The following is a 20,836-nucleotide window of genomic DNA, read 5'->3' on the forward strand; positions in this document are numbered from 1 at the left end:
TGGATTTTTTTTATTTTGGAATTTCAACAACTAAACGTCATCAAAATCTACATAAATAGTATCTGAGGTTGGATGCGCCTGGCAGGTTAAAACTAATCCGGAAGCAATTTCTCTGTCGGTTAAGATGGAGTTTTTAGTCATTTCGGCAGTTCCGGTTGTGACGCGGGCCAGACAGCTGCTGCAAATTCCGCCCTGGCAGGAATAGGGAGCATCAATACCTTGTTTTAAGGCTGCGTCAAGAATCGTTTGCTTTTGAGACATTTCAAAAGTAACTTCATCATCATCCACTAAAACCGTAATTTTTGTATGGCCTTCTAATGAAGTACTGATTTGATTTTCCTGTGAGGAAGAGGTAAAAAGTTCAAATTTAATAGCCGATTCTTTTATGTTTTTCTCTTTCAGAATTCCGGACACAGTATCGATCATTTCTTCGGGACCACATAAGAAGAACTTGTCAAACTGTAATTCTTTGTGTTTGTTATTCAGTACAAAATTCACAGCCGATTTTTCGATTCTGCCAAACAAAGCATTTTCGGCTTTGGCCTGACTGAATACATAATGCACAAATAAACGTCCTACATATTGTAACTGCAGATCGTGTAATTCCTGGTGAAAAATCGTTTCTTCCGGAGTTCTGTTTCCGTAAACCAGTACAAATGAACTTTTTGGTTCACTTTTCAAAACCGATTTGATTATGGAAAGAACAGGGGTGATTCCGCTTCCTGCTACAAAAGCAGCATAATTTTTTTGTCTTTCAGCATCCGGTTCAAAGGTAAATTTCCCTTCCGGATGACCTACTTCAAGAACGTCTCCGGCTTTTAGTTTTGTATTTGCAAATTGCGAGAATAAACCATTTTTAACGGCTTTTACAGCAATTCTCAATTCACCGCTTTCCGGAGCGGAACAAATAGAGTAAGCACGTCTAATTTCCTGATTGTCAAGAGTTAGTTTTAGATTTATATATTGTCCGGCAATAAATTTATAGTCCGGTTTTAGTTCTTCGGGAACATTAAAAAGCACAGAAACCGCATCGGCAGTTTCACGTCTAACCTCTTTAATTATGAGTTTTAAGAATGAAGGCATGATGTTATATTTTCTGCAAAAGTAGCAAAGAAGAGCTAATTGACGTTCACTTAATTATTTTTTTTAACTTTTTTTGTAACGTTTACTTACATTTGATCTCTTACTATAAAACTGAAAACCAAAGAACCATGATTAAAAAATTTATGTACCTCGAATGGAAAGCCTTTACCAGATCTGCCTCGTTTGGCACAAATCTGGCAATGAAAATTCTGATAGGGTTTTTGATGATTTATTTTTCTATTATTTTTATCGGAATGGGTGTAGGAGCATTTTATATCCTGAAAAAGATGAACTTAGAACCTTTACAAACGGTCAATCAATTTCTGATTTATTATTTTCTGTTCGATCTCGTTATTCGCTTATTGATGCAGGCTATTCCCGTACTGAACATAAAACCGCTATTGGTTCTGCCTTTCAAAAAACCAACAATCGTTCATTTTTCGCTCGGTAAGACAGCTTTATCTTTTTTCAATTGGGTGCATGCTTTTTTCTTTCTCCCTTTCTCGATTGTATTGGCTATAGAGGGATACGATATTGTGGGAATTATTTGTTGGCATTTAGCTATTTTATCAATGGTCTATATCAACAATTTTTTAAACATTATTTTGAGTAACATCGATAAGTTATTTATTGTTTTTATCGCAATCATTCTGGCTTTGGGTGCGGCACAATATTATAAGGTATTTGATGTAACCACTTTTACGACACCCTTCTTTCAAAGCCTTTACAACATCAAATGTCTTGTTTTTATCCCTGTTGTAGTCTTAATTGGATTGTATGCCTTTACATTTAAATATTTTAAAAACAATTTATATTTAGATGCCGGACTTTCTAAAAAAGAAGATATCGCGACAACTGAAAACCTTTCCTGGCTCAACCAGTTCGGAACCCTGGGCACCTTTCTTAAAAATGACATTAAACTGATTAAAAGAAACAAAAGATCAAAAACTACCATTCTCATGAGTGTGCTCTTTTTGTTTTACGGTCTTATCTTTTTTGGAAATTCACATCAGCCTGCGGTGATGCATATTTTTGCCGGAATATTCGTTTCGGGTGGATTCCTGTTTGTTTTCGGACAATTTGTACCTAGCTGGGACAGTTCCTATTATCAATTGATGATGACCCAGAACATACCGTATCGCGGGTACATTACTTCAAAGTGGTGGCTGGTTGTTATTGCGACTTTTATTTCTACGATTTTGGCATCCTTTTATCTTTTTTATGGCTGGGAAGTGTACTTGACTATTGTGGTCGGGGCGATTTATAACATTGGAGTTAACTCACATCTGGTACTTTTAGGCGGAGCATTTACCAAAACTCCGATTGATTTAAGTAATGCAGGAGGGGCTTTCGGTGATAAAAAAGCTTTCAACGTCAATGCAATGTTATTGACTTTACCAAAATTATTACTGCCCCTGGCATTGTATGGTATCGGACTTTATCTAGGCGATAAAACGCTGGGATTATCGTTAGTTGCAGGAGCCGGATTTTTAGGTTTCATTTTAAGGAATAAGGTCTTTTCATTAATTGAAAAAAGATACAAAATTGAAAAATACAGTACGATAAGTGCCTACAAACAGAAGAGCTAAAATTAGGGAATTTACCAATTTGATAATGGGATAATTTTTACCAAAAACACAACAAAAACAGATTTTTAATCTAAAATCAACAATCTAAAATCTAAAATTACAATGATACAAGTAAGTCAACTTTCAAAAAAATATAACGGAACTACAGTCTTAAATATTGATAATCTTGAAATCCCAAAAGGACAAAGTTTCGGATTAGTGGGGAATAACGGAGCCGGAAAAACAACTTTTTTCAGTTTATTGTTAGACCTGATCCAGCCTTCAACAGGACATATAAAAAGCAATGACATTCAGGTGAATACAAATGAAAACTGGAAATCCTTTACCGGTTCTTTTTTAGATGAAAGTTTCCTGATCGGCTATTTAACTCCCGAAGAATATTTCTATTTTATTGGTGATTTACGCCATCAGAACAAAGCGGACGTTGATGCTTTACTGGCCAGACATGAGGAATTTTTTAATGGAGAAATCCTGAAAAACAAAAAATACCTGCGTGATTTGTCAAAAGGAAATCAGAAGAAAGTCGGTATAATTGCGACCCTTATTGGTAATCCTGAGCTAATTATTCTGGATGAACCTTTTGCTAATTTAGACCCGACAACCGTAAGCAGGTTAAAAAAAATCATCAGGGAACTGGCAGAAGATCCAAACGTAACCGTTCTGGTTTCAAGTCATGATTTACAGCATACGGTAGAGGTTTGTGACCGAATTGTAGCCCTGAATAAAGGAGAAATTGTAAAAGATATTCAAACATCAAAAGAAACCTTACAGGAGCTGGAATTGTTTTTTGCAGTATAAGTTTCCATATTACAAAAAGAAGCGTATTTTTACAAGTCATTATACTAAAAATCGTTTTTAGAAGTTAAATGATTTAAACTCTTTTCTATTGAAAAAGAATACTCTTACATATAGTTTTTTCCTGGTGTTTTTCTTCTTTTTGATAGCGTGTTCTACCAAAAAAAACACTTTTTTGTCGCGGAATTCACATGCTTTAAGTACAAAATATAACATTTTGTACAATGGAGGCATTGGTCTTGACAAGGGTTTAAAATCTATTCAGGGCAATAATCAGGATAATTTCTGGAAAATGCTGCCGATCGAAAAAATGCAGGTTGAAGAAGGTTTTGCCGATGAAAACAAGGCTAAAAATCCTGATTTTGAAAAAGCGGAAACAAAAGCCACAAAAGCCATTCAGAAGCATTCCATGAACATTGGCGGCAGGGAAAAAAATTCACAAATGGACGAAGCCTATCTGATGCTGGGGAAAGCCCGGTATTATGACCAGCGTTTTATTCCGGCTTTGGAAGCTTTCAATTATATTTTGTACAAATATCCAAACAGCAGTAATATTTATACCGCAAAGATCTGGCGCGAAAAAACCAATATGCGTTTGGGAAATGATGGAATTGTAATTAAAAACATCAAGCTCTTATTAAAAAATACAGATTTAGACAAACAGACTTTCTCAGATGCGAATGCTTTACTGGCAGAAGCGTTCTTAAATTTAGAAGAAAAAGACAGTGCCGTTACCAAACTTAAAATCGCCGAAGAATTTAGCAGGATAAACGAAGACAAAGCCCGTTACCGTTTCATTTTGGGACAAATGTATCAGGAAGAAGGAAAAAAAGACAGTGCCATTTATTACTACGACGGAGTTATCGATATGAATCGGAAAGCAGATCGTAAATACATGATGCATGCTTACGCAAAAAAAGCCCAGTTGTATGACTATGAAAACGGCAATGATACCATATTCCTGAAAACCTATAATAAACTGACCGCAGATCGTGAGAACAGACCCTATTATGATGTCCTGTTTTATGAAATGGGTGTTTTTTATGATAAAAAGAAAGAACAGGAAAATGCGTTAAAATTCTACAATAAATCCTTAGGCAGAAAATCTAAAGACAACTATTTGGTAGCTTCCGCTTATCGGAATATTGGGAATATGTATTTTAAGAATACAGACTATACAATGGCTGCCAAATACTACGACAGCACACTGGTAAAATTAGATCCGAAAAGCAGGGAGTTTACTTTTATAGAAAAAAACAGAAAAAACCTGGACGACGTTATTAAATACGAAGGAATTGCAAAACGAAATGACAGTATCATAATGGTGTATGGTTTGCCTGCCCCCGACAGAAAAATTTATTTCGAAAATTATATTGCCGAGCTTAAGAAAAAAGATGAAGCCAGACGTATTCTCGAAGAAAAGGAAAAAGAAAAACTGGCCAATATTGAACGCAATACCAAAGAAGATAGCGGACCAACAGCTGTAAATCCGCAATCGCAACCCGGAGTCAGCCCACCCGGAATTGGAGCTTTTAATCCGCCATCCGGAAACGAGACGGCAAGTAGTACCTTTTATTTCTATAATCCAACAACAGTAGCCTACGGTAAACTGCAATTTAAAAAGGCGTGGGGGAACAGAATTTTAGGAGGTTACTGGAGAATGGCTTCCGCAAAAGCGGCAAATGATGATGCACTGTTAAAAGAAGCCGCAGAGATGGATAACGATTCTGTAAACACAGTGAAAGATTCTATAGTCATAGAAAAATACACCACAGCATTTTATGAAAAACAGCTTCCGACAACACAACCTGCAATGGACAGTATTGGCAAGGAACGCAATTTTGCCTACTATCAGTTAGGGCTCATTTATAAAGAAAAATTCAAAGAAAACAAATTGGCAAGCGACAAGCTGGAGCAATTATTAAAAAACAATCCGGAGGAAAAATTAATTTTACCGGCAATGTATAATTTGTATAAGATTTACGAAATTACAGATCCGGCAAAAGCGCAGGCCATAAAAACAAATATTACGGCAAACTATCCAAATTCGAGGTATGCCCAGATTTTAAACAATACCAATAATGAAGATTTAGCTTCACCCGAAAAAGAATATAAAAAATGGTATAAACTTTTTCAGGAAGAACAATTTGATGTGGTGCTTGATAATATCGATAACTTAATCAATCAATATTCCGGAGACGAGATCGTTTCCAAATATGAATTACTGAAAGCGAATACCCTTGGAAAAGTAAACGGTTTGGCCGCTTACAAAAAAGGATTGGAAACCGTGGCAGATAATTATCCGAACAGCGTGGAAGGTCAAAATGCGAGAGAAACTTTAGAGAAACAAATTCCGGGTCTGGAAAAACTTGATTTTACAGCAGTTGATGGTAAAAACTGGAAAATTTTATATTTAATTTCGAAGGACGATGCTAAATCGCTTCAAAAAATTGAAGAAGCATTAAAGGTGTTTCTGTTAGTTGAAAATTATGAGAGACTTACAACTTCTGTGGACAAATACAATAAAACCCAAAAATTTGTAGTTATTCATGGTATGAAGTCCGAAGCGTATGCTAATGATCTTGCAGGTGTTTTCAGGGATGATAAAAAGTATAAAATCGCAAATCCGGCTATTATTATTTCAAGTGACAACTATAAAATTATTCAAATTAAAAAGAATCTTGAAGCTTATTTAGCTCCGAAAAATCCATAATACAATGTTTGATAAAGCCAAAAAAAACGGAACCGAACTTTTAGGAAAAACCAATAGAATTGTAGAAGGCACGTCAATTATTGGCGATATAGTTTCAAAAGCAGATTTTAGATTAGACGGCGAACTAATAGGAAATTTTACGTCTCAGGGAAAATTGGTTATTGGAATATCGGGTGTTATAAAAGGCGAAATTGTTTGTAATAATGCTGACATTGAAGGCGTTTTTCAGGGGAAAATAAAAGTTTTGGAAGTACTTAATATAAAAGCGACAGCACATATTCATGGAGAGGTTGCTGTCGGAAAATTATCTATTGAACCAGGAGCCGATTTTACAGCTACTTGTACCATGTTAACAAATACTAAAGAAGTTGCCGCAAAAGATGGAAAAAGAGCCGAACAAAAAGCAGAGGAATAAATGGATCGCACTTATCAATATTCCCATACAAATGGGAGTTATCATTTTCTTGTTTTCCTATTTGGGAAACTGGTTAGATGAGAATCATCCAAACCCTAAAATATATTACAACAAGATTCTTATCATGGTAGGTGTCGCGTTAGCTTTATATAATGTATTCCGCCAGGTTAACGAAATCAATAAAACAAAGTAATTTCTTTTAAAAACAGCTTTAAATAAATGTTGCATCTTTGCATAAAATTATTTGAAATGCTTTTAAAGAATCACAAAACCATTCTACATTTATTATTTCTTACTGTAGGGGCTTATATCGTGCATAAAGCCGTGTTTTTAATTTTTGGAATTCAGGATCAAAACTTTCACTATACAATAGAATTTTTGTATTTGATTTTTTTTGCATTTACAACTGTTTTGTTCATGATCCTGTTAAAGTTTAAAACAACCCATTTTGATAATATCGGAATGCTTTTTATGGGAGGAACTTTTATTCAAATGTTTTTTTTGTATTTTGTTTTGAGACCTATACTAATAGATAAGCTGCAAAACATGGCAATTGAAAAAATGAATTTTTTTATAACATTTATTTTATTTTTGATATTTGAAACGCTTTTAACTATCCGATTACTAAATGAAAAGCATTAAAATAACGATTCTGTAAAACAACGTTAAAAAATAATTTTTCATATCCTTTTGAATATTAATAAAAAATGTACCTTTGCACCAAATTTTAGAAACGTAAAAAATAAGATTTTTAACAGATATGGTGATTCCAAACAAACCACTCAGATTTATTCTTGTAGCTTTAGTAGCTTGTCTTCCGGTAATAAGCTTTGCTAATTCCGAAAAAGACGCTGTACATACTCAAACTGAAGTAGCTCATGAAGCTGCTCCGGAAGGCCATCATGCAGAGCCAACAGATATAAAATCTAAAATTAAAGGTTTTATTGGGCACCACGTTTTAGATTCTCATGATTTTACATTGACTCAGGATGATGAGACAGGTAAATATTATGGATTTCCATTGCCTGTAATTTTATGGGATAATGGATTGCACATTTTCTCTTCTGCAAAATTTAACCATGGTCATGCTGTTGCTGAATCAAATGGAAGTTATTATGCAATTAATCATCATGACGGAAAAATTTACAGAACAGACGCTTCCGGAGAAATTACTGAAAATGAAAAAACCGGACACCCTACAAATGTTCGTCCTATAGATTTTTCTATTACTAAAACAGTAGTTTCAATTTTTGCAGCTGCATTATTAATGTTCTTACTGTTTTCAGCTTTAGCAAAATCATATGCTAAGAACGGAGGAATTGCTTCTGGTGTTGGAAGAATCTTCGAACCATTGGTAGTTTATATTCGTGATGAGGTTGCGATTCCAAATATTGGTGAAAAACATTATAAGAAATACATGAGTTATTTATTGACTATTTTCTTCTTTGTTTTGTTTTTAAATATTTTAGGTTTAACTCCACTGGGAATTAATGCTACAGGTAACTTAACAATTACATTTGCTTTAGCATTGATTACTTTCCTAATCACAAATCTTTCAGCAAACAAAAATTATTGGGGTCACATTTTCTGGATGCCAGGTGTGCCAAAACCAATGAGAATCATTTTAGCTCCAATTGAATTGCTGGGAGTTTTTATCAAGCCATTTTCATTAATGATTCGTTTGTATGCAAATATCTTTGCAGGTCACATAGTTTTAATGAGTATCATCGGATTAATGTTTATCTTTAAAAGCTGGATTGGAAGCAGTTTATCTTTTGGATTATCATTTGTGCTTTCTATTCTTGAAATTTTAGTAGCATTTTTACAAGCTTATATTTTTACGATGCTGTCTGCGCTTTACTTTGGTTCAGCAGTAGAAGAGCATCATCATGAGGAAGCTCACCATTAAAATTTAGATTTAAGAATTTAGATTGAAGATTCGAATAATCTGAAATCTATAGTCAAAATCTAAAATCAATTTGAATGTTTAATTTTTAATATATATACATATGAACGGTTTAAATTTCATAGGAGCAGGATTAATCGTAATCGGAGCTGCATTAGGTATTGGTAGAATTGGTGGTTCAGCAATGGACGCTATTGCACGTCAGCCAGAAGCTTCAGGAAAAATCCAAACAGCTATGCTTATCGCAGCTGCACTTATTGAAGGTATTGGTTTCGCTGCATTATTTGCTGCTTAATTAAAACACAAAAAAAACAATAGTTGCAACGGTTGGTTGTAACTATTGTTTTAAAAATTAAAACATTAAAATTGCTTTTCAAAGAGTAATTTAAAAAGACATAATTTAAAATTTATAATTATATATAATGGATAAGTTAATAAATCAGTTCGAGTTCGGTTTGTTCTTTTGGCAAGTATTAATATTTGTTGGATTGATATTTTTGTTAAAAAAATTCGCCTGGAAACCAATTCTTGATGCAGTTAATGACAGAGAACAAGGTATTAAGGATGCATTGCTTTCTGCTGAAAGTGCAAGACAGGAAATGCAAAACCTGCAGGCTGACAATTTAAGAATTTTGAATGAGGCCCGTGCAGAACGTGACGCGATGTTGAAAGAAGCTCGCGAAATGAAAGAGAAAATGATCGCTGATTCTAAAAACGAAGCACAAGCTCAAGGTCAAAAAATGATTGAGCAGGCTAAAGCTGCTATCGAAAGCGAAAAAAATGCTGCAATGGCTGAATTGAAATCACAAGTTTCAACTTTATCATTAAGCATTGCTGAAAAATTGTTGAAAGAAGAATTATCTAACAAAGAATCTCAGACTAAATTAGTAGAGAAAATGTTAGGTGATGTAAAGTTAAACTAAGATTATGGCAAGTACAAGAGCAGCAATTCGTTATGCAAAAGCAATTCTGGACTTAGCAAACTCTAAGGGGGTTGCCGAAGCTGTAAACAACGATATGAAGTCAATTGCCTCAACAATTGAAAGCAATTTAGAATTAAGTGCATTTATCCAAAACCCAACTACAAAGGTTGAAGTTAAGGAAAGTGCTCTTTTAGAAGTTTTTGCAGAGGTAAATGGAGTAACTAAAGGGTTGTTTCATTTATTATTTGAAAACAAAAGATTCGAAATTCTGGATGCAATTGCAGTAGAATACAGCAGAGTATTTGACGAAAGTAATGGTGTTGAAGTAGCAAAAGTTACAACAGCTATTCCTATGGATGCAGCTTTAGAAGCTAAAGTTTTAGCAAAAGTAGCAACATTATCAGATAAGAAAATAACAATAGAAAATATAGTTGATCCGGCAATTATTGGAGGATTTATTTTAAGAATAGGGGATCAACAATACAATGCTTCTGTTGCAAACAGATTACAAGTATTAAAAAGAGAGTTAAGTAATTAGTTTTATCACACATAAAAGTGTCTAAATTATAAATTAAGATGGCGGAAATCAAACCTGCTGAAATTTCAGCAATATTAAGAAAGCAAGTAGAAGGTTTTGAATCTGGTGCTACGCTGGAGGAAGTAGGAACAGTACTTCAAGTTGGAGATGGTATTGCTCGTATTTACGGGCTATCGAATGTACAATATGGTGAGTTAGTTGAATTTGATAACGGACTTGAAGCTATTGTATTGAACCTTGAAGAAGACAATGTTGGTGTGGTACTTTTAGGGCCATCAACAGGAATCAAAGAAGGATCAACAGCAAAAAGAACACAACGTATTGCTTCTCTTAAAGTAGGTGAGCAAATGGTAGGACGTGTAGTAAACACTCTTGGTTTTCCAATTGATGGAAAAGGACCAATCGGCGGAGACTTATACGAAATGCCTTTAGAAAGAAAAGCACCTGGTGTTATCTTCCGTCAGCCAGTTACTGAACCATTACAAACAGGAGTAAAAGCAGTTGATGCTATGATCCCGGTTGGTCGTGGACAACGTGAGCTTGTAATTGGTGACCGTCAGACAGGTAAATCAACTGTTTGTCTGGATACCATCTTAAATCAAAAAGAATTTTACGATGCAGGAAAACCTGTATTCTGTATATATGTTGCAATTGGGCAAAAAGCTTCAACTGTAGCAGGAATCGCTAAAATGTTAGAAGAAAAAGGTGCAATGGCTTATACTGTTATTGTGGCAGCTAATGCTTCTGACCCTGCTCCAATGCAAGTTTATGCTCCTTTCGCAGGTGCTGCAATTGGAGAATACTTTAGAGATTCAGGTCGTCCTGCACTTATTGTGTATGATGATTTATCTAAACAAGCTGTTGCTTACCGTGAGGTTTCTCTTTTATTAAGAAGACCACCGGGACGTGAGGCATATCCTGGAGACGTTTTCTACCTACACTCCCGTTTATTGGAGCGTGCCTGTAAAGTAATTGCTGATGACGGAATTGCTAAAAACATGAACGATTTACCAGATTCTATCAAGTCTATCGTAAAAGGTGGTGGTTCATTAACTGCATTGCCAATTATCGAAACTCAGGCTGGTGACGTTTCTGCCTATATTCCAACAAACGTAATTTCGATTACAGATGGTCAGATTTTCCTAGATGGAGATTTGTTCAACTCCGGAGTTCGTCCTGCCATCAACGTAGGTATCTCTGTATCTCGTGTTGGAGGTAATGCTCAGATTAAATCAATGAAAAAAGTTTCCGGGACTTTAAAATTAGACCAGGCTCAGTTCCGTGAATTGGAAGCTTTCGCTAAATTTGGTTCTGACTTAGATTCTGTTACTTTAAATGTAATTGAAAAAGGTAAAAGAAACGTTGAAATTCTTAAACAAGGATTGAACGATCCTTATACAGTAGAAAATCAGGTAGCTATTATTTACGCAGGTTCTAAAAACTTATTGAGAAACGTTCCTGTAAATAAAGTAAAAGAATTCGAAGCTGATTTCTTGGCTTACTTAAACAGCAAACATAAAGATACGCTTAACGCGTTGAAAGCTGGTAAGTTAGATGATAACATTACTGATGTTATTGAAAAAGCAGCAAAAGAAATTTCAGCAAAATATATCTAATTAGATAATTCGTTAATTAGATAATTAGAAAATATCTTAGGAGACTTTCTAATTATCTAATTTTCAAATTGTCACATTTTTTAATTAACAAATGGCAAATTTAAAGGAAATCCGTAATAGAATTACTTCCGTTTCATCGACGATGCAGATTACATCGGCTATGAAAATGGTTTCTGCTGCAAAGCTTAAGAAAGCACAAGATGCAATCACTGCAATGCGCCCTTATGCCGAGAAATTAACAGAGCTGTTGCAAAACCTTTCTGCTTCTCTTGATGGTGAAGTTGGAGGTGATTACACAACACAACGTGAAGTAAAAAAAGTATTGCTTGTTGCTATAACTTCAAACAGAGGTTTGTGTGGAGCATTTAATACTAATATTATTAAAGAAGCTAAAAATCGTAGTTTGTTTTATGAAGGAAAACAAGTTGATATTTTTCCAATAGGTAAAAAAGGAAACGACGTTCTGGCTAAAACACATACAATTCACGGTCATCATAATGCAATTTTTGATCATTTGACTTTTGATAATGTAGCTTCAATTGCAGAAAAATTAACTGAAAAATTCCTTTCCGGAGAGTACGATAGAATTGAATTGATTTACAATCAGTTTAAAAATGCTGCTACTCAAATCGTTCAGGTAGAACAGTTTTTACCATTGGCTCCAATTAAAACGGAAGTTCCGGTTGCTGCAGCCGATTATATTTTTGAGCCTTCAAAAGAAGAAATTGTATTGACTTTGATTCCTAAATCATTAAAAACACAATTATATAAAGGAATTCGCGATTCATTTGCTTCAGAACACGGAGCGCGTATGACAGCAATGCATAAAGCAACTGACAACGCAACTGAATTGAGAAACCAATTGAAATTGACTTACAATAAAGCACGTCAGGCAGCTATTACAAACGAAATCTTAGAGATTGTTGGTGGAGCAGAAGCTTTGAACGGATAATTTTTAAAACATATAAAAAAGAGCCGACAATTAATTGTCGGCTCTTTTTTTGTTATATCAAACAACGTTTAGTTAAACATTACAGTTAATCTTAAAATAAAAGAAATAACTTACAAATACTTTCGAATATTGCTTAAAAAAAAGACATTTTTTGAGTACATTTGAGATCTGTTTTTTTTAAAATATATAGGTCAAATTAAAAGTTAGAAATCAGGAAAGAATTAAGATATGGACATTGAATTATAAGGAAAATTATTTTAATTTTTTTTTGTCATTTAGTAGCTGAGTTGTTTCAACAATTAATTTAGTTCCATTTTGTAAAAGTTAAATGGCAAGAAACGGAGCTCATTATAAATCAGTTACGTTTTAATTGTAAAAAAGTATATATTTATACTTTTAAAATTAGTAACTTTTTAACGCTTTCTACGTATAACATTTAACAACCGAAAAGTTATTAAAAATAGATTAACTAAAAACAATGGCAAAAGAAAGTTTTAATTGGAAGAGTCTCTTTATTAATGAAGAAACTGATACCTCAGAAGGAAAAGTTGCAACTCAACCATCGACTCCCGTTTCACCAAGCTCTGGTAACAAATTTCCAAATCAAAGTACAGAATCATTTCCGACAAATTCGTTGACAAATCCCTTTTTAAATGAAATTTTTGAAGTTTATGACAAAGGCTTTGAATCGTTAAATGAGCCTGGTTTTGATTTTTTCGAACTTTATAAGTCTGTTCTTGCTGTGGGAGTAACAAATCCGCAGAGTTATCAGATGGCTTTTACTATGGGTAAAACTATTAAGCCTGATTTAACAAAAGAATTTCTTTTACAAAAAGGCAGCTACTATATTACAGAGATCGAGAAAGTATATGCAAAATATGATACGATTGGTAAAACTAAAAAAGCAGATTTAGATAATACTATAACCAAAGAAAAATATAATTTAGCTAAAAGTATTTCTGACCTGGAAACCAAAATTATTGAACTTCAAAAGGAGTTGGAAGCTAAAAAAATCGAAATTCAAAAGATTGATCCGGTAAATATGGAACAGCTTTCGGAAATTCAGTTAAAAATGGATGCTAACGATCTAGCTAAACAAAAAATCTTAAACTCAATCAATACTGTAATAACAGGAATTAATCAATATTTGTAATAATGGATAAATACGAACAAGAAAGAAGTACACTTTTAACACTGCCGATACTTAAGCATTTTGATGAGTCTAAAGGAGAAATTGCTTTAAAATCCGGAGCACTTAAAAAAGGAGAAAAATCATTGTTTCTGGCTTTGGCAATTGGTTTATTAGGAGTTGGCGGGTATTTAATCTGGACTTACATTATTCCGCCATTATTTACAATGCTGGGACAGGCGATTGCCTTATCAGCTACAGGAGTATTTTTAGTATTTTTAGTTATGATGGCCCCTGTAATAATGAAAGCACTTCGTTTTACGACAAAGAACCTTCATAAAGCATTAATTCAGAGTAATCCTTTTAATGAATTAGAGGAGCAAAAACAAAAAATGATTAAAAACCGTGAAGTTTTTAAGAACACAAAAGCAAAGCTAAAAGGTCTTAAGAATGAAATGGAAATTGAAGCCAACAAGTCTGAAAAAGAGGCGAAATCATTTCAGGAAGAGGTTTTGAGTCTACAGCGTCAGTCTGAAAAATTGAAATCAGCTATGGATGAAATGGTTAGGCAAAATGGAGCTGCTGCAAAAGATACTGATGAATATGTAGCGCTGCAAAGTGAATTAGCAAGAAAACTGAGTGACTCCCAAAGAGTTTCGACACAATATGAGCAAAGCAAAAGTTTTATTCAAAAGTATGGTATTCGTGCCAACGTTTTAGGAAAAATGGATCGTAAACTTACTTTAGCAGGAACGGCTATTGATATTAAAATTGCAGATTTTGATGTTACGGTAAAGATGCTTCAAAAAGAATATGAATTTGCCAAAAACGCTAAAGAAGCTACAGAAAGCGCTAAAAGCGCAATGTTGTTTACTAAAGATTGGGAATTAGAATACGCTTTAGAAGTGGTAACTTCTACTATTGCTCAGGATATTGCTAAAACTTCTGAAAATTTAATTGATATTGATGCCTTAACATCTAAATATTCTGTTGATAATGATGAACTGTATTCAAGATTAGATTCATTAGCAGATGAAATTAAAACAGGGGATAATACCATTCCGGATTCAACAAAATATACAAATCCAAATTATAAAATGACCAAGGAAGATAAATTATCCGGTGGTGGTTTTGGGGATATTTTTTAACACAATAAATTTAATTTTTATATAAAAATGGGAAAAATTTTAAGAACAGAAAAGTTAACTACGTTTTCTGAATTAATAATTGTTATTGCAGGAATTGGTGCAATTTTAGGGGGAGTTTACTATTTATCTCCTGGAATTAAAACGGCAGTTTCAAAGCAGCTAAACGGAATAGAGCTGAATCAAACAGATGTTAATAACGTTACCAATGCTGCAAAAATTGAACTTCCGTCAACAGAAATATCATCAGAAGTTTCAAATAAACCTTTAGTAAGAATTGGAGGTTATGCCTGGAATGCTCAGTCTGGAATTATTGTTTCTAATGGTGGCCCAAAAACAACAAAGGGGTCATTAATGGAAAAAAACGGAGTAAATCTTGAAATTATTCGTCAGGACTGGCTTTCGGAATTGCGTAACATGCAAATGAAATTTATTGAAGAATTTGATAAGGGTGAAGATTTTCCTTCTTCAGATAAAAGTATTTTTGCAGTTATGATTATGGGTGATGGCGCACCATTTTATATTAGTTCTGTGCAAAAGTCATTAGACGAAAAATACGGAAAAGATAAGTACCACTTACAAGTTATGGGCGTTGTGGGTATGAGTTACGGTGAAGATAAATTAATCGGGCCTCCAAGTTGGAAGTCAGATCCAAAATCTATGAAAGGGGCTGTTATATCTGCCGTTCTTGGAGATGGTGACTGGGTTACAACTGTAAATTATTGTTTTGCAAACGGATTAAAAGTAAATCCGGATCCAACAACTTACGATGCGGAAGCGGTAAATATTTATCCATCAGAAAATGACGATTACATTAAATCGGCTGAAGAATTGATCAAATCTCAAACAACAGGCTGGACAGTTACTTTAAAAGAAGTAGTAAACGGTAAGTTAACAGGAAAATCAGTTAATAGAAAAATCGATGGATGCGCGACCTGGACACCTGGAGATAAAACCGTATTTGATAAACTGAATGGTTTTGTTGATATTGTTTCTACAAAAGAATTCAATAACCAAATGCCAACAGCTCTTATAGGTGTGAAAGAATGGGCAGTGAAAAATCCTGATATAGTTTCTAATATTTTGAAATCGGCACTGACGGCTTCAAATCAAATGAAAAATTATGAAGATTGGAAAGTAAGAGCTTCTCAGGCAGTTGCTGATACGTATAAAATTGAAACAGCTGACTATTGGTACAAAATGTTTAAAGGACAACAAGGAACAAAAGCTGGATTGACTTATAATATGGGTGGTTCAAAAGTATTTAATTATGCTGATGCGATGCAATATTTTGGTCTATCTGATGGTGTAAACAGATACAAATCTGTTTACAATCAGGTTTCAGGATATTTAACGGAATTGAATCCGTTTGGATTTAATGAAAATGTTGGAGCGGTTGTTCCTTACGATCAGGCAGTGAATTTGTTTTTTCTGAAAAACATCAATGACATCGAATCAACTTCTGCAGATAAAGCAGATTATAGTAATGAGGCAAAAGAGGTTGTAGCTTCCGGAGAGTGGAAAATTAATTTTAATACCGGAAGTGCTGAAATTTCAAATTCATCAAGTAAAGAAGTAGAAAAAATTTACAACCTTTTAGTTCAGGCTGAGAATACAAAATTAACTGTTGTTGGACATACTGATAATGTTGGAAATCCAAATGCTAATTTAGCTTTGTCAAAAAGTAGAGCACAAGCAGTTGTAGATTATCTAAAACAAAAAGGTATTCCTGCAAATCGTTTTCAATTAATTGACGGAAAAGGTCAAAATGATCCTATAGCAGACAATAACTCTGCTTCAGGGAAAGCATCAAACAGACGTGTGGTTATCACTTTCTTAAAATAAAAACAAATACAAAAGGCTATCTTTACAGGTAGCCTTTATTCTGGATATGATAAAAATTTTAACTCCCTTTGAAAAAATATCAAAACTCAACAAAACACTTATTTTAATAGGGTGGCTGGTCCTTTTGATTGTTATTTGGTTTGCCACAACAGCTGGTGAAAAGCATCTTTTTCCATCTCCTGCTCAGGTTTTAACTGGTTTTACAGATTTGTATAAAGAAGGTTTGGTGGTACATATTTTCAATTCATTGAAATTATGTTTTATCTCTATTTTTTTAGCCACGATAATTTCTTTGTTCTTTGCTTATGCATGGCCAATCCCATTGTTAAAATCAATTTCTGAATTTATAACAAAATTTAGATTTTTACCTTTTACCGGACTTTCATTTTACATCACAATGGTAATTCATGAAGCCCGAACAATGCAGGTTTGGATTTTAGTAATTTTCTTAACTACATTTTTAACGACATCCTTGATTGCCGTTATTAAAGATATTCCGGAAGAAGAATTTGATCATGCCAAAATGCTTAAATGTACGCGATGGGAAGTGCTGTGGCAGGTTATTATTTTAGGAAGAATAGATTATGTAATTGATGTGATCAGACAAAATCTTGCAATTACCTGGATGATGCTTGTTACAGTAGAATCAATTGTTGTTGCTTCTGGAGGATTAGGGTTTTTGATAAAAAACTCTGATAAATTTATGAATACAGGACGAATTATTGCACTTCAAATCATCATTTTATTAATAGGGCTAGGCTTAGATGCAGGAATAAATTATTTAAGAAAAGCACTATTTAGATATTCAAAAATATAATCATGAAACACGAATATAAAGAGACGCTTTTGTATGTAGAAAATCTTAGTGTTGCCTATGATGGTAACGTTATTATAAAAGATATTAGCCTTATAGAAAAAGATGTAGTTCGGGATGGAGTAGATTATACAGGGCAAGTGATTGCTTTTGTGGGAAGATCGGGTAGAGGAAAATCAACTTTTTTTAAAGCATTGACAGGATTAATTCCGTTGCATTCGGGTAAAATATTAATTAGGAATTTTGAAAATAAAGAACCTAATGCTGCTAAATCGGTGAACGAGGGTGATATTGGTTTTGTAGATCAGAAATATACTTTGTTCAGACACAAAACGGTAACACAGGCATTGAAATTTTCGTTAAGAAAAACCACACTTTCTAATACTGAAAAGGATGCTAAAATAAATGAATACTTAAAAGAATGGGGATTAGAAAATTGTGCAGACAAATATCCTAATGAACTTTCCGGTGGACAAAGACAAAGAACAGCAATTATAGAACAATTGTTTTCATCGGATCAGTTTATTGTTTTAGATGAGCCTTTTTCAGGATTAGATGTCGGAAATATTGCAGAAGTAAAAAAATCTTTTGAATTATTGAGTAACACTTCAGACTATAATACGGTTATTTTTTCTACACATGATATAGAATTAGCAATTGAGCTGGCTCAAATCATTTATGTTATTGGGCATCCAACCGTTAACGGAAAAAAAGAAAACTACGGAACAATTGTGGCAAAATATGATCTAAGAGACATGGGATTGTCCTGGAAAGATTATTGTGATGATCATCAAAAATTATCAAAAGAGATTATTCATCAAATGATGATTTCTTAAATTAGTATATGTCAAAAAAAAACAATCCAATATCAATTCTGGAAGATTCATTTTTATCTCTAAAAAGATATCTAGAAACAAATATAAATTCTAATGAGGCCGTTTTTACGGCTTCATTTATTAGTGATCTACAAAAGGAAACGGCAAGTATTCTTCAAATTTGCAGCACCTTAAATCAAGATATGAATTTTATTCATAAATTGAATGAAGGCGTAAATCCTGTTTTTTCTAAAGGTTTATTGTTTAAAGCAGAACATTTTTTTCTTTCGGATATTATTGATCTTTATGACAAACAACCGGAGGAAAAAAGTGCAAAATCACAGTTTGTTCTGGCCTATTATTACGATGCTTTACGAAACAAACATTTTGCGAATGAAAATTCCATAAACGAACTGAATCAACTCGTTTCTACAGTCGATTTTAAAAACCTTCTTTTAAAAATAAAAGAAGAAAATAGAATAAAGTCCTCAAATGCACAGCAAAACCAGTGTTTATTACCGGAAGTATTGTCTGAAAAAAAACATATTAAACTAGAAGAAATCTTATTGAAATATCAAAATTTCATTCATTTTGCATTTGATAAAAAGTTTGAAAACACACTAGTTTTCAGCAATTATTTAGGTTTAAATTTAAAAAAATCAAATACCGATAAAAAAAAATCAAACACTATTGCTGAAGAAGATACACTGGAAATAGTACTTAAAGAACTAAACGAATTAGTTGGTTTAGCCGAAGTAAAAAGAGATGTTTCGGAACTTATTAATTTGCTTGAAGTACAAAAAAAGCGTTCTCAGCAGGGACTAAAAAATGTCGAAATAACTTTGCATACAGTTTTTCTGGGTCCGCCAGGTACAGGAAAAACATCTGTAGCCAGACTTTTAAGCAGAATTTTTAAACATTTAGGGTTTTTATCTAAAGGCCAGATGTATGAGACAGATAGAGAAGGTTTGGTAGCAGGGTATGTAGGCCAGACTGCTGCAAAAGTTGATAGTGCAGTACAGTCAAGTCTTGGTGGAGTTTTATTTGTTGATGAAGCTTATGCGTTAACTCAAAATGCATTTGGTAATGATTATGGTACTGAAGCAGTAAATACGTTACTAAAAAGGATGGAGGATAATCGGGAAGATTTGGCTGTAGTGGTTGCCGGATACACTGAACCAATGAAAAATTTTATAGAATCAAATCCAGGATTACGTTCTCGTTTTAATAGATATTTTTATTTTGATCATTTTAATTCAACTGAATTATTTCAAATTTTTGAATCATTTTGCGTTAAATCAGATTTCACTGTTTCTGAGGAAGCGAAAGAAAAACTTATAGATATTTTTAATTTACTATTGGAAAAGAAAGATGATAGTTTTGGTAATGCAAGAACAGTCCGAAACATATTTGAAAAATGCATTCAAAATCAGGCAAATCGAATTGTTAAATTAAAAAAAATCAGTAACAAGACTTTTAAAACACTTATAGAAGAGGATATTCCAGAATTAAAAGAGATAGAAATAAAATATTAGTTTAATAAATTTAAGAAACAAAAAAGGGTCAACAATTGTTGACCCTTTTTTACTTATAATAGTTTCTTAGATTTTTTAGATTTTTAAAATGGTAATTCCCGATTCATTCAAAAACCGAGAATCAATACCATTTTAAAATTTATTGGCAGAATATAGAACATCCTGCAACGCTTTGTCTTTCATGGGAACAAACTAGCTTTATCAGTCCCAATGCTCTGTTTTTTTAAGGGTTACATTTCAGCAGAATCAATCCCTTGTGCTTTGTCTTTTATGGGAACAAACTAGCTTTATCAGTCCCAATGCTCTGTTTTTTTAGGGTTACATTTCAGCAGAATCAATCCCTTGTGCTTTGTCTTTTATGGGAACAAACAAGCTTTATCAGTCCCAGTGCTTCCTTTTTTATAAGGGTTGTATTTAGCTTTCTCAATCCCTGTGAAGCAAATTTAAGAAGGAAAGAGTCAAAATAACTTACATAATTTTTAGCAAATATTTATATATTTCACATATGGAGCTTTTAGTTTTATAATCAGCATGAAAAAAATTGAGTATTTTTGGTGATTAATTTTTAAAATCATGAACTTACAAATACTAGAACTAACTACTATTCCGGAAATGCTTCTCCAGATCGAAACCATGAGATTTCTTTATCCAAATCTCTCTCTTGAAAAATACGAAGCCTACCTTTCCGAGATGGTGCCGCGTAATTATATTCAGATTGGGGTTTTTGAAGGTGAAACCTGTGTAGGAATAACAGGCTGCTGGTCAGCTACTAAATTATGGACCGGTAAATATCTGGAAATTGACAATTTTGTTGTAAACCCAAATCAGCGATCAAAGGGAATAGGAAAGTTACTGACCGATTATATCGAACAAAAAGCAATAGGTTTAAATTGCAGCAGCATCGTATTGGACGCCTTCACGGGAAATTTTCCGGCACATCGATTTTATTATAACCAGGGATATGGCCCAAAGGGATTTCATTTTGTTAAAATCTTAGATGAAAAAAAATTAACAGTATAAATT

General features: G+C 33.5%; 19 protein-coding genes. 18 read left to right on the plus strand and 1 reads right to left on the minus strand.

Going from position 1 to position 20,836, the window contains the following annotated elements; all coding sequences use genetic code 11:
• Window positions 1–30 precede the first annotated feature (30 nt).
• Complete coding sequence (locus D0817_RS09130; RefSeq protein ID WP_127338094.1) at window positions 31–1,083, minus strand: ferredoxin--NADP reductase; 1,053 nt, start codon at window positions 1,081–1,083, stop codon at window positions 31–33.
• Window positions 1,084–1,211: 128 nt separating this feature from the next.
• Here D0817_RS09130 and D0817_RS09135 point away from each other — a divergent pair, with 128 nt between their 5' ends.
• The 18 genes from D0817_RS09135 (at window position 1,212) to D0817_RS09225 (ending at window position 20,833) form a co-directional block, all read left to right on the plus strand.
• Window positions 1,212–2,672, plus strand: coding sequence for a DUF5687 family protein (locus D0817_RS09135; protein ID WP_127338095.1), 1,461 nt, complete (start codon window positions 1,212–1,214; stop codon window positions 2,670–2,672).
• A 102-nt stretch (window positions 2,673–2,774) separates the two neighbouring features.
• Complete coding sequence (locus D0817_RS09140) at window positions 2,775–3,470, plus strand: ABC transporter ATP-binding protein (RefSeq protein ID WP_127338096.1); 696 nt, start codon at window positions 2,775–2,777, stop codon at window positions 3,468–3,470.
• Between the two features lie 88 nt (window positions 3,471–3,558).
• Complete coding sequence (gene porW, locus D0817_RS09145) at window positions 3,559–6,180, plus strand: type IX secretion system periplasmic lipoprotein PorW/SprE (RefSeq protein ID WP_127338097.1); 2,622 nt, start codon at window positions 3,559–3,561, stop codon at window positions 6,178–6,180.
• 4 nt (window positions 6,181–6,184) lie between these two features.
• The gene (locus D0817_RS09150) at window positions 6,185–6,595 is read left to right on the plus strand and encodes a bactofilin family protein (RefSeq protein ID WP_127338098.1); all 411 of its coding nucleotides are present in this window, start codon (window positions 6,185–6,187) and stop codon (window positions 6,593–6,595) included.
• Window positions 6,561–6,788, plus strand: coding sequence for an AtpZ/AtpI family protein (locus D0817_RS09155; RefSeq protein ID WP_127338099.1), 228 nt, complete (start codon window positions 6,561–6,563; stop codon window positions 6,786–6,788). Before D0817_RS09150 ends, D0817_RS09155 begins: the two co-directional genes overlap by 35 nt.
• Before the next feature lie 567 nt (window positions 6,789–7,355).
• Window positions 7,356–8,504: a F0F1 ATP synthase subunit A gene (gene atpB, locus D0817_RS09165; protein WP_127338101.1), complete on the plus strand. Its 1,149-nt coding sequence runs from the start codon at window positions 7,356–7,358 to the stop codon at window positions 8,502–8,504.
• A gap of 100 nt (window positions 8,505–8,604) precedes the next feature.
• Complete coding sequence (gene atpE, locus D0817_RS09170) at window positions 8,605–8,796, plus strand: ATP synthase F0 subunit C (protein WP_053472986.1); 192 nt, start codon at window positions 8,605–8,607, stop codon at window positions 8,794–8,796.
• A gap of 127 nt (window positions 8,797–8,923) precedes the next feature.
• Window positions 8,924–9,424 (plus strand): F0F1 ATP synthase subunit B, encoded by a 501-nt coding sequence (locus tag D0817_RS09175; RefSeq protein WP_127338102.1) that lies wholly within the window; start codon window positions 8,924–8,926, stop codon window positions 9,422–9,424.
• 4 nt (window positions 9,425–9,428) lie between these two features.
• Window positions 9,429–9,962, plus strand: a complete 534-nt coding sequence (gene atpH, locus D0817_RS09180; RefSeq protein ID WP_127338103.1) for an ATP synthase F1 subunit delta — start codon at window positions 9,429–9,431, stop codon at window positions 9,960–9,962.
• A gap of 38 nt (window positions 9,963–10,000) precedes the next feature.
• Window positions 10,001–11,578, plus strand: coding sequence for a F0F1 ATP synthase subunit alpha (atpA, locus tag D0817_RS09185; RefSeq protein ID WP_127338104.1), 1,578 nt, complete (start codon window positions 10,001–10,003; stop codon window positions 11,576–11,578).
• A 91-nt stretch (window positions 11,579–11,669) separates the two neighbouring features.
• Window positions 11,670–12,530 (plus strand): ATP synthase F1 subunit gamma, encoded by an 861-nt coding sequence (atpG, locus tag D0817_RS09190; RefSeq protein WP_127338105.1) that lies wholly within the window; start codon window positions 11,670–11,672, stop codon window positions 12,528–12,530.
• Window positions 12,531–13,008: 478 nt separating this feature from the next.
• Window positions 13,009–13,683, plus strand: coding sequence for a hypothetical protein (locus tag D0817_RS09195; RefSeq protein WP_127338106.1), 675 nt, complete (start codon window positions 13,009–13,011; stop codon window positions 13,681–13,683).
• 2 nt (window positions 13,684–13,685) lie between these two features.
• Window positions 13,686–14,807, plus strand: coding sequence for an MFS transporter (locus D0817_RS09200; RefSeq protein WP_127338107.1), 1,122 nt, complete (start codon window positions 13,686–13,688; stop codon window positions 14,805–14,807).
• 27 nt (window positions 14,808–14,834) lie between these two features.
• Window positions 14,835–16,649, plus strand: coding sequence for an OmpA family protein (locus D0817_RS09205; protein WP_127338108.1), 1,815 nt, complete (start codon window positions 14,835–14,837; stop codon window positions 16,647–16,649).
• A gap of 46 nt (window positions 16,650–16,695) precedes the next feature.
• Complete coding sequence (locus tag D0817_RS09210) at window positions 16,696–17,466, plus strand: ABC transporter permease (protein ID WP_127338109.1); 771 nt, start codon at window positions 16,696–16,698, stop codon at window positions 17,464–17,466.
• Between the two features lie 2 nt (window positions 17,467–17,468).
• Complete coding sequence (locus D0817_RS09215; RefSeq protein WP_127338110.1) at window positions 17,469–18,299, plus strand: ATP-binding cassette domain-containing protein; 831 nt, start codon at window positions 17,469–17,471, stop codon at window positions 18,297–18,299.
• Between the two features lie 8 nt (window positions 18,300–18,307).
• Window positions 18,308–19,813 carry an AAA family ATPase gene (locus D0817_RS09220; protein WP_127338111.1) on the plus strand — a complete coding sequence of 502 codons (1,506 nt, stop codon included), beginning with the start codon at window positions 18,308–18,310 and terminating at the stop codon, window positions 19,811–19,813.
• 573 nt (window positions 19,814–20,386) lie between these two features.
• A complete protein-coding gene (locus D0817_RS09225; RefSeq protein ID WP_127338112.1) occupies window positions 20,387–20,833 on the plus strand; it encodes a GNAT family N-acetyltransferase in 447 nt (148 codons plus the stop codon).
• The last annotated feature ends 3 nt before the right edge of the window (window positions 20,834–20,836 follow it).

The sequence above is a fragment of the Flavobacterium cupreum genome, assembly GCF_003996965.1.
In the GTDB taxonomy this organism is placed as follows: domain Bacteria; phylum Bacteroidota; class Bacteroidia; order Flavobacteriales; family Flavobacteriaceae; genus Flavobacterium; species Flavobacterium cupreum.